The following is a 10,001-nucleotide window of genomic DNA, read 5'->3' as shown; positions in this document are numbered from 1 at the left end:
CGTGCCGGCAGCGCCGACTGGCAGCACCGGCCATGCGCCCGCGCCGAGTTGCGGCGCACCGGAGACGAGGCCCGTGGCGATGCCGGGGCCGAAGATCCCGAGCGCCAGCAAGGTGAGCGAGGCCAGCATGATGACCAGTGCGTGGTCGATGGACGGCTCGGCGGGATGGACTTGGAACTGAGCGAACAAGCCCGAGCCGATACCGACGATCACGGCCAGCACCAGCACCTTGACGCCAGAGGCCACCACGTTGCCCAAGACCTTTTCGGCCAGGAACGAGGTCTTGTTCCAAAGCGCGAACGGCACCAGCACGAAGCCCGCGAGCGTGGTCAGCTTGAACTCGATGAGCGTGATGAAAAGCTGGATCGCCAGCACGAAGAAGCACAGCACCACGACCAGCCAGGCGAGGAACAACACCAAGATGGCATCGAGGTTCAAGAACACCTCGGGAAATCCCATCATTTCGTCGAGCTGGAGGAAGATCGGCCCGCCCGCGTCAAGGCCGGTTTTCGCCAACCGGCCAGGCTGCAAGAAGTTCTCCATCGTGATAGCCGAGCCGGTTGCGGTGATGCCCAATCCCGCAAACGAGCGGAACACGATGCTGGCCAGCCAGTTGAAGTTATTGATGATGTAGGCGAAGGCACCGACGTACAGCACCTTGCGCAGCAACTTGGCGATCACGTCCTCGCCCTGGCCGGTGGCATGGCTCATGGCCCAATACAGGCCGGCGATCGTCATGTCGATGACGATCAGCGTGGCCGTGAGGAACGCCACTTCGCCCCGCAGCAGCCCGAAGCCCGAGTCGATGTAGGCGGCGAAGGTGTTGAGGAACTGGTCGATGATGGTCACGTCATTCATGGCGTGTCCTCCGGTTCGGCGGGAACGGCCGGCGCCATGCCATCGGCCGGTTCCTCGAAGCTCGGCGGGATCGGCGGCAGGTCGGCCAGCGTCTGGTATTCATCCGGCCCGGCCTGGCCGGAGAAGAAGCGCCGCCGGAAGGCTTCGGCGGCGGCACGGCAAGCGTCCTCGCCCGTGGCCTGCATGACCTGTCGTGGATGGGCCTTGCATTGCTCGCGCAACGCCTTGAGCCGCACTGGATCGGCGGCCAAGGCATCGGCAAGGTGGTCGGCCGGCTGCTCGCCGCAAGCGGCCAGCAGCACGACACCAAGGGCGAGGACGCATCGCATGGCGGCCTCCCGTCAGTTGCCGTAGAAGTTCACGGACTGCGGCGTGTACGGCGTGCCGCTCGCCCAGGAAGCGCCGCCGCACCTCGCGGGCGCGCTCCGTGGCTGCCGCCTGCCGCGCCAGTTCCAGCGACGCCGCCCGGTCTTGCGTGATCTGGAGCCGCTGCGACTGGATCGACTGCTTGGCCTGCAAGGCCAGCAACTGATTCATGGCCTGCATCGCCTGCAACGCACCTTCGGCCGACTGGCTCTTGCCCACGAGGTCGGCCAGCACGCCTTCGTCGTCGCTCAGGTTCTGCGACGCCTGGGCCTGCATCTGCATGGTGGTCTGCAAGCCGTTGAGCGTGTTCTTCCAGCGCTCCTGCGCGTCGCGGTACATCTGGTTGCCGCTGACGGTGGCGGCATATTGCTCGGGATACAGGCGCTGGAACTCCCGATCCAGATTCGTCACGTCGTAGGCCAGTCCTCTGGCCTGGGCGATCAGCCGCTGTGTGGTCGCCAGATTGGCGCGCAACTGGCCGACCACGCTGGACGGCAGGCTGGCGAGGTTGCGCGCCTGGTTCATCAGCATCTGCGCTTCGTTCTGGAGCTGCTGGATCTGGTTGTTGATCTGCTCCAGCGTGCGGATCGCGGTCAGCGTGTTCTGCACGAGGTTCGTGGGGTCGATCACGACCCATTGCGCATGGGCGGTGGCGGTGCAAAGCATGGCCGCGATGGCGGCGGCGATGAGACGTTTCTTCATGGCTGGTTCTCCAGGGGTTGGTCAGCGAGGGAACCCGGCGCGAGGCCGGGGAACGAGGGCAGCAGGTCGGCCGCCCAATCGAGGCCGCGAGGCGCAGCCAGGCGCCCGCGAAGCCGGGCACGCCGGCGTCGGCCAGCACCGCGTCCATGTCGCGCTGGTCTTGCGGCGTGGACGCGCCCGCGAAGGCCAGCGCCGCCGGCCCCAGGTCGAGGTCGAACAGGCGATTGCCGAGGCGCGATTGGTAGTAGTAGTCGCGCTTGGGCTGCGCGGTGGCGACGATTTCGATCTGCCGCCTGTTGAGGCCGAAGCCCTCGTAGATCGTGCGAATCTGCGGCTCGGTCGCCTGCGGGTTGGGCAAGAAAATCCGACTCGCGCAGCTCTCGATGATCGCGGGCGCGATGCTCGAATCCTTGATGTCGGCAAGGCTCTGCGTGGCGAAGATGACGCTGACGTTCTTCTTGCGCAGCGTCTTGAGCCATTGCCGGATGCGCGCGGCAAACACCGGGTCATCGAGGAACAGCCACGCTTCATCGAGGATCAGCAGCGTGGGCGCCCCGTCAAAGCGTTCATCGAAACGCGCAAAGAGGTAGTGCAGCACGGCCATGACGGCGGCCTTGCTGTGCATCAGTTCCTCCATCTCGAAGCACTGCACGTCGGCCATGCCTAGCCGGTCGTGGTCGGCGTCCAGCAGCTTGCCGTGCGCGCCGCCGAGCACATACGGCGCGAGCGCTTGGCGTAGTGCGTTGGACTGCAAGAGCACCGACATGCCGGTCATGGTGCGCTGCTCCACCGGCGCACCGGCGAGGCTCCCCAGCGCCGACCAGATGGCGGCCTTCTCGTCCGGGCCGACCGCCACGCCTTCATGCAGCAAGCGGCCTTCGATCCATTCGGCAGCCCAGGTGCGGTAGCCCTCGCGGTCGATGCGCGCGAGCGGCTGGAAGGCGATTTCGCCATCCGTGCCGAGGTCGTAGTGTTCGCCGCCCAGGCCGAGGATGGTGGCACGCATGGAGCGGCCCATGTCGAAGGCGAAGATGCGCGAGCCGCGATAGCGGCGGAACTGCATCGCCAGCGTGGCGAGCAAGACCGACTTGCCCATGCCGGTCGGGCCTGCTACCAGCGTGTGGCCAACGTCGCCGATGTGCGTCACCAGCCGGAACGGCGTGGCGCCATCGGTGCGCGTGACGATCAGCGGCGGGCCGCCGAGATGGTCGTTCTTCTCCGGGCCGGCCCATACCGCCGACACCGGCATCATGTGCGCCAGGTTCAGCGTCGAGACGATGGGCTGGCGCACGTTGGCGTAGGCGTTGCCCGGAATGGACGACAGCCATGCATCCACGGCGTTGAGCGTTTCGGGAATGGTGACGAAGCCCCGGCCCTGGATGGCACGCTCCACCATGCGCAGCTTCTCGTCGGCTGCGCCGGCGTCCTCGTCCATGACGGTGACGGTCGCCGTCAGGTAGCCGAAGGCGACTTGATCGCTGCCCAGCTCCTGCAAGGCAGCATCCGCGTCCGCCGCCTTGTTGTTCGCGTCGGTATCGACCAGCGGGCTTTCCTGCTGAAAGATCGTTTCGCGCAGCAGCGCGATGACGTTCTTGCGCTTGGCGAACCACTGGCGGCGCAGGCGGGCGAGTTCTCTTTCCGCCTCGGCTTTGTCGAGGCAGAGAAAGCGCGTGCTCCAGCGGTACGCAAAGCCAAGGCGGTTGAGGTCGTCCAGAATCCCCGGCCAGGTCGAGGGCGGAAATCCCCGCACCGACACCACGCGCAGGTGCCGGTCGCCCAGCATGGGCGCCAAGCCACCGACAAGTGCGGAGTCGGTCAGCAGCGCGTCGATGTGGAACGGCACTTCGGGCACGCCGACGCGATAGCGCCGCGTCGAGATGGTCGCGTGCAGGTAGGTCAGCGTCTGCGCGTCATCGAGCCAGTCAATCTCCGGCATCACGCCGTCGAGCAGGTCAAAGATGCGATCCGTTTCTGCGGCGAAAGCTTGCAGCCGCTCGCGCCAGTCCACGCCGTCGGTAGGCCGGTTCTCGTACAGCATCCCCGCCGCGCGGGCGTGCGATTCCTCGGGCGGCAGGTACACCAGCGTCAGGTGATAGCCGCTCTCGAAGTGATTGCCCGAGTCCTCGAATGTGGCCCGGCGTTCCTCGTCCACCAGCCACGACAGCGGCTCGGGGAACGCCGAGTGCGGATAGTCGGCGGCGGCGCGGCGCTCGGCCTCGATGAATAGCGCCCAGCCCGACCCCAGCCGGCGCAGCGCGTTGTTCAAGCGCGCCGACGTGGCGATCAGCTCGCCTTGCGTGGCACTGTCGAGGTCAGGCCCGCGAAACCGGGCCGTGCGCTGGAAACTGCCGTCCTTGTTCAAGACGACACCCCGCGCGACGAGTCCGGCCCAGGGCAGCCAGTCGGCGAGCAGTGCGGGCCGCTGGCGGTATTCAGCGAGGTTCAGCATGGCATCACCTCACACGTCCAGCAGCGGGCGGTGTTTGATGTGCCGGGCGAACACGGCCATGAACTGTGGATCGACGCGCGCACCCCATACCGCCAGCGAATGGCCGACGATCCAGAGCACGACGCCAGGAATCCACAGTTGCAGGCCCAGCCCGACGGCGGCGGCCAGCGTGCCGTTGGCAATCGCCACCGTACGCGGTGCGCCGCCTAACAAGATCGGCTCGGTGAGCGAGCGGTGCAAAGGCACCTCGAACCCTGCCGCGAAGCTGTCCGGGCCGCTCATACGACAGCCCCGCCAGAGAACGAAAAGAACGACAGGAAGAACGAGGACGCGGCGAACGCGATGGACAGACCGAACACGATCTGGATCAGCTTGCGGAATCCGCCGGACGTGTCGCCGAATGCGAGCGCGAGGCCCGTGGCGATGATGATGATGACGGCGACGATGCGCGCCACCGGCCCCTGGATGGATTCAAGGATGGATTGCAGCGGACCTTCCCACGGCATCGAGGAGCCGGCGGCCTGTGCGGTTCCAGCCAGGAACAGCAGCAGCGCGGCCAGCAGCAGCCCTTGCCCCGCAGGGCGGGCCAAGCAGCGCAGCCGCGCGAGACGCAAAGCCGGATTTGCAGAAAAACGGAAAGCAGGAATGGTCATCTGCGTCATGGCAGTTCTCCAGTTGAGTCAGGGGATGGGGAGGTCGCCGCAGCGGGTGCGGCATCGGGAGGTGGCGGCAGCTCGGGAAACGGCGTTTCCAGCGCGTCCGCCAGTTGGTAGCCCACGCCGTCGAAGCCGACGACGCGGGCGATGCTCTCGATGCGGCGCTTGCGCCCGCGACCGGCGATGTGGATCACCACGTTGACCGCCTCGGCGATCAGCGCACGCGGCGGGTTCACCGCCACTTCGAGAATCAGTTGCTGGCGCAGCAGCGCGCCGAGCGCGGAGCCGGCATGGATCGTGGCGATGCCGCCGGGGTGGCCCGTGCCCCACACCTTGATGAGATCCAGCGCCTCGGCGCCGCGCACCTCGCCGACGACGACGCGATCAGGGCGCAGGCGCATGGACGAGCGCACCAGTTCGGTCATCGACACCACGCCTGCGCGGGTGCGCAGCGGAACGTGGTCGCGGGCCGCGCATTGAAGTTCCACCGTGTCTTCGAGCACCAGTACGCGGTCGCCGGTGGCGGCGATTTCGGCGAGCAAAGCATTGGCGAGCGTGGTCTTGCCGCTGCTGGTGGCGCCGGCGATCAGGACGTTCTGGCGCTCGCGCACGGCGCGAACGAGAAAGCCCGCCTGGGCGCTGGTCATCATCCCGTCGATGACGTACCGCTCCAGCGGGATCACGCCGATGGCCCGCTTGCGCAGCGCGAAGGCCGGCCCCGGTGCAGCCGGCGGCAAGATGCCCTCGAAGCGTTCTCCCGTCTCGGGCAACTCTGCCGACAGCAGCGGTTGGCCGCGGTGTACCTCCGCGCCGACGTGGGCGGCCACGAGGCGGATGATTCGCTCGCCGTCCGCTTCGGACAGCTCCACGCCCATCGGTGCGCGCCCGCTGGAAAGCCGATCCACCCAAAGGGTGCGATCGGGATTCAGCATTACTTCCACCACGTCCGGGTCTTCGAGCGCGGCGGCGATCAGCGGCCCCATCGCCGTGCGCAGCATCTGGATGCGGCGGTCGAACGACGTGGTGCTCATGGACTGCGGAACGGCGCTCATGACGCACGCTCCTGCGCTTTGGCGACTACCGCCGCGTCCTCCATCCGCATCGGGTCGGGGTGCAGTTCTTCCACCACGTCACGCACCAGGCTTCGCCCACGTAGCAGGTGGCGGCCCAACTGTTCAACGAACTGCTCGAACCGCGCCTTGCCCTGGGCGCGGGCGGCGTCTTGGTGCGCCTCGGGAACAGGCGTGCTCACGGTCAGGTAGTAGCGGATGAACAGCGCCAGCGTTTCGATCTGGATGTTCTGGTCGCGCTCCATGCGCTCGGCCTGGCGAGACAGGCGATCCAGCCTCTTGGCGATAGCCGCCTCGCGCTGGTCGGCGGCATCGGGCGACAGCCACGATGCGAGCGCCGCCGCGACGATGGACGACTTGGACACGCCCTTCTTGGCGGCCAGCTCATCGAGCCGCTTGGCGTGCTCCGGCTGGATAAAGAGGTTCAGGCGGTAGTGGCTCATAGCTCGATTCCGTCGTTGGGGTCGAGGGAAGCCAGCCGGGCCGTGCGCTGCATGGCTGGATCGAGCTGGCGCGGAAGGGGAAGCGGCAAGTCGTCGTCATCGAGCAGCCCAAGGTCGGCCGTGGGCGCGGCCAATTCGGGGTCGTAGGCGACGGCCTCAGTTAGTTCGGGCTGGCGGCGCGGGCCACCGTCGTCGGCCGAACCCAAGTTCTCCAGGCCATCGGCGGATGCCGTGGCCGGCGCAGGGGGTGCAGCAGGAATCACCAGCCCGCTCCAGTCGTCGGCGCGGGCCGGCGGCGCGTCGGCGTACTGCCCATCCGCCGGCGTGGGCGGTGGCAGCACGCGGCGCTTGAAATTGGCGTCCGCGTAGTAGCGCAGCTTCTTCGCCTTGATCGGCGCGACGCTGGACACCATCACCACCGCCTCGTCAGGCGGAAGCTGCATCACCTCACCCGGCGTCAGCAGCGGGCGCGCTGTTTCCTGCCGCGACACCATCAAGTGGCCGAGCCACGGGGCCAATCTGTGGCCGGCGTAGTTGCGTTGCGCGCGCAGCTCGGTGGCGGTGCCCAGCGTTTCGGAGATGCGTTTGGCGGTGCGCTCGTCGTTGGTGGCGAACGTCACGCGCACATGGCAGTTGTCGAGGATGGAGTGGTTTTGCCCATACGCCTTGTCGATCTGGTTGAGCGACTGCGCGATCAGGAAGCTGCGGATGCCGTAGCCCGCCATGAAGGCCAGCGCCGTCTCGAAGAAGTCCAGGCGCCCCAGCGCCGGGAACTCGTCGAGCATCAGCAGCAGCTTGTGGCGGCGCGCGATGCCATCGGAACCATCGAGCGATTCGGTGAGCCGCCGCCCGATCTGGTTGAGGATCAGGCGAATAAGCGGCTTCGTCCGCGAAATGTCCGAAGGCGGCACCACGAGATACAGCGACACCGGATACTCGGCCGCGATCAGGTCGGCGATGCGCCAATCGCAGCGCGAGGTGACTTCGGCCACCGTCGGGTCGCGGTACAGGCCGAGGAACGACATGGCGGTGCTCAACACGCCGGAACGCTCGTTGTCCGATTTGTTGAGCACTTCGCGCGCCGCCGATGCGACGACCGGATGCGGCCCATCGCCGAGGTGCGGCGTGGTCATCATCCGGTGCAAGGTCAGCTCGAACGGGCTGGCCGGGTCGGACAGAAAGTTGGCGACACCGCGCAGCGTCTTGTCTTCGCTCGCGTAGAGGACATGCAGAATGGCCCCGACCAGCAGCGCGTGTGAACCGCCCCGTCTTCCCTAGACACTCGTGAGCCGTTGGGAATGGCGTTGCTCGAACTCTATCGGAGATAGGCCGCCAGCAGTGCCGTGGCGACGTCTGGGGTTGTAGAACATCTCGATGTAGTTGAAGACGTCGGACCTGGCTTGCTCGCGCGTGGGGTAGATCTGGCGACGAATGCGCTCACGTTTGAGCAACTGGAAGAAGCTCTCGGCGACTGCGTTGTCATGGCAATTTCCGCGACGGCTCATGCTGCAACTCAGGTTGTGATCTCGCAAGAAGGCTTGCCATTCGTGGCCAGTGAACTGGCTGCCCTGATCCGAATGGATCAAGACCTGTTGCTTGGGTTGACGCCTCCACAGCGCCATCATCAGTGCATCGAGCACCAGTGCGGTGTCGATGCGATGCCCCATTGACCAGCCAACGACCTGGCGCGAGAACAGGTCAAGGACGACGGCCAAGTACAACCATCCCTCATGGGTGCGGATGTAGGTGATGTCAGTGACCCAGGACTGATTGGGCGCATCGACCGTGAATTGCCGCTGGAGATGGTTGGGGGCCACGACAGCGGGCTTGCCCCCACGGCTGCCAGGCCGGCGGCGATAACCTGTCTGTGAGCGCAACCCTTCGCTTTTGAGCAGTCGCGCCACGCGATGTTTACCGCAGCTCTCTCCCAGTTCACGCATGTCCAGCGTGAGCTTGCGATAGCCGTACACGCCACCACTTTCCAGCCAGGCTTGCTTGAGCAAGCCCAGCAGGCGTTGATCATCCATTGCGCGTGGACTGTGCGGTTGGACTTGCCAAGCATAGAAACCGCTGGGGTGCACACCCATCATCTGGCATAGCCGGCGCACGCTGTGCTCGTGGGCGTGGCGTTTGATGAATGCGTACTTCACCCGGACTGCTTGGCAAAGTACGCTGCGGCCTTTTTTAGGATGTCGCGCTCCTCGGTCACACGCTTGAGTTCGGCCTTGAGCCGACGCAGCTCCTCCGACTGCGAGGCCTGCGCTTGACGCTGCTCAACAGGTTGCTGACGCGCCTTGATCCACTGGTACAGGCTGTGTTGGCTCACGCCCAATCGCTGGGCCACCTCGGCGACCCGGTGACCGCGCTCGGAGATCTGCTTGACCGCCTCGCTCTTGAATTCTTCTGTATATCGTTGATTGCTCATGGCACCTCCTATTGGGCCTCAGGTTTGAGGCTCCGAGGTGTCTAGGAAATCAGGGGCGATTCATTACATTCAATTCATGTGCTGTCATTTAGAGCCAGTCAAAGATTAGGTGCCGTTGGGAGAAAGGATGCCAAGCCACGCAACGCTCGCCAGAACCAGAACGGCTAACGTCGCCTCCGTGAACAGACTCTGCCGTAGCTTGACGACCGCTTGTGCGTGGTTGCCTGTTCTCAGTGCCGCCTCCAGACTTGGGCTCAGTCGAAACCGATTGGCTGCCGCCAGCGCGAGCATTCCTCCGAACAACAGGAGTTTTCCTACAAGCAGGCGGCCATAGAGCGTTGAGAAGAGCGGATCAAGTGATGGCCCAGCGATCAACAGGTAGTTCAGGGCTCCAGTCACCACGAGTGCCGCCACGATCACCGTACCTATCCGGGCGAAACCATTGGATGTTCGGCTCAGGATCTCTACTGAGCCTTGCCCGGTATTTGGTTTGTTGGCCGCAAGCACCAAGAACGCGATCAATGCGCCTACCCAGGCACCGGCCGCCCAGAGGTGCGTGATGTCCGAAGCGAGATGAATGTATCCGCGCACGCCGTCATCCATGGCGCCATGTCCCGCCCATGCAAGGGTCGCCAACGCCACACCGCTGGAAGCGGCCATCGCTGCAAAACGCAGTGTTGACTTCATGCGCAACACGGCGACGAGCACGCACACCAACAGAGCCAGGATGCGAATGCACCAGGCGATGCCCATGTGCGTGCCCGTAATGAGCATGTCGAAAACGTGCGTTGACAGTTCCGCGTAGCTTTGGGCGCCGGACATGGCCTTGGCCATGACCGTCATGCCCCACATCGACAGGGCAATGCCGATGGCAGCGGATGCGCCAATGAGTACGCGATAGCGGCGCGAGATCGTCGAGGATCGCTCGTCGTTGCCCAAAGCATAGAGACCGAACATGGCGACGCCAAACGCCGCCGCCAGGTCCAGATAAAGCGCCAGGCGCAGGACGATGGTCAACCAATCCCCGGCCAT

General features: G+C 65.5%; 8 protein-coding genes and 3 pseudogenes. All 11 read right to left on the bottom strand.

The window, feature by feature from the left end; all coding sequences use genetic code 11:
• Positions 1 to 858: P-type conjugative transfer protein TrbL (gene trbL / locus AD428_RS05935; RefSeq protein ID WP_082308288.1), on the bottom strand; the 858-nt coding region annotated here is incomplete at its 3' end.
• The gene (locus tag AD428_RS05930) at positions 855 to 1,187 is read right to left on the bottom strand and encodes a hypothetical protein (protein WP_053244514.1); all 333 of its coding nucleotides are present in this window, start codon (positions 1,185 to 1,187) and stop codon (positions 855 to 857) included. The genes trbL and AD428_RS05930, both read right to left, overlap by 4 nt.
• 12 nt (positions 1,188 to 1,199) lie before the next feature.
• Positions 1,200 to 1,926 (bottom strand): annotated as a pseudogene (trbJ, locus tag AD428_RS24465) (P-type conjugative transfer protein TrbJ).
• A pseudogene (gene trbE, locus AD428_RS05920) lies at positions 1,923 to 4,375 on the bottom strand (conjugal transfer protein TrbE). The pseudogenes trbJ and trbE overlap by 4 nt, the downstream one beginning before the upstream one ends.
• A 9-nt stretch (positions 4,376 to 4,384) precedes the next feature.
• Positions 4,385 to 4,657, bottom strand: a complete 273-nt coding sequence (locus tag AD428_RS05915) for a VirB3 family type IV secretion system protein (RefSeq protein WP_008786754.1) — start codon at positions 4,655 to 4,657, stop codon at positions 4,385 to 4,387.
• Entirely contained in the window at positions 4,654 to 5,037 is a 384-nt protein-coding gene (locus AD428_RS05910) for a TrbC/VirB2 family protein (protein WP_003103996.1), read from the bottom strand. Before AD428_RS05910 ends, AD428_RS05915 begins: the two co-directional genes overlap by 4 nt.
• The gene (gene trbB / locus AD428_RS05905; RefSeq protein WP_053244512.1) at positions 5,034 to 6,083 is read right to left on the bottom strand and encodes a P-type conjugative transfer ATPase TrbB; all 1,050 of its coding nucleotides are present in this window, start codon (positions 6,081 to 6,083) and stop codon (positions 5,034 to 5,036) included. The genes AD428_RS05910 and trbB overlap by 4 nt, the downstream gene beginning before the upstream one ends.
• The gene (locus AD428_RS05900; RefSeq protein WP_053244501.1) at positions 6,080 to 6,544 is read right to left on the bottom strand and encodes a ribbon-helix-helix protein, CopG family; all 465 of its coding nucleotides are present in this window, start codon (positions 6,542 to 6,544) and stop codon (positions 6,080 to 6,082) included. Before AD428_RS05900 ends, trbB begins: the two co-directional genes overlap by 4 nt.
• Positions 6,541 to 7,803: pseudogene (traG, locus tag AD428_RS05895) on the bottom strand (IncP-type conjugal transfer protein TraG); the annotation flags it as partial. The gene AD428_RS05900 and the pseudogene traG, both read right to left, overlap by 4 nt.
• A 15-nt stretch (positions 7,804 to 7,818) precedes the next feature.
• Positions 7,819 to 8,969, bottom strand: a protein-coding gene (locus AD428_RS05890) for an IS3 family transposase (RefSeq protein WP_152967996.1) whose coding sequence is annotated in 2 segments (ribosomal slippage) — positions 7,819 to 8,723 and positions 8,723 to 8,969 — 1,152 coding nt in all. Because the reading frame shifts where the segments join, the coding sequence is not laid out codon by codon here.
• 105 nt (positions 8,970 to 9,074) lie between these two features.
• Entirely contained in the window at positions 9,075 to 10,001 is a 927-nt protein-coding gene (copD, locus tag AD428_RS05880; RefSeq protein ID WP_053244503.1) for a copper homeostasis membrane protein CopD, read from the bottom strand.

Source organism: Achromobacter sp. DMS1 (assembly GCF_001270295.1).
Note: the sequence above shows the minus strand (reverse complement) of the source record. Positions and strands in the feature narration are given on the sequence as shown.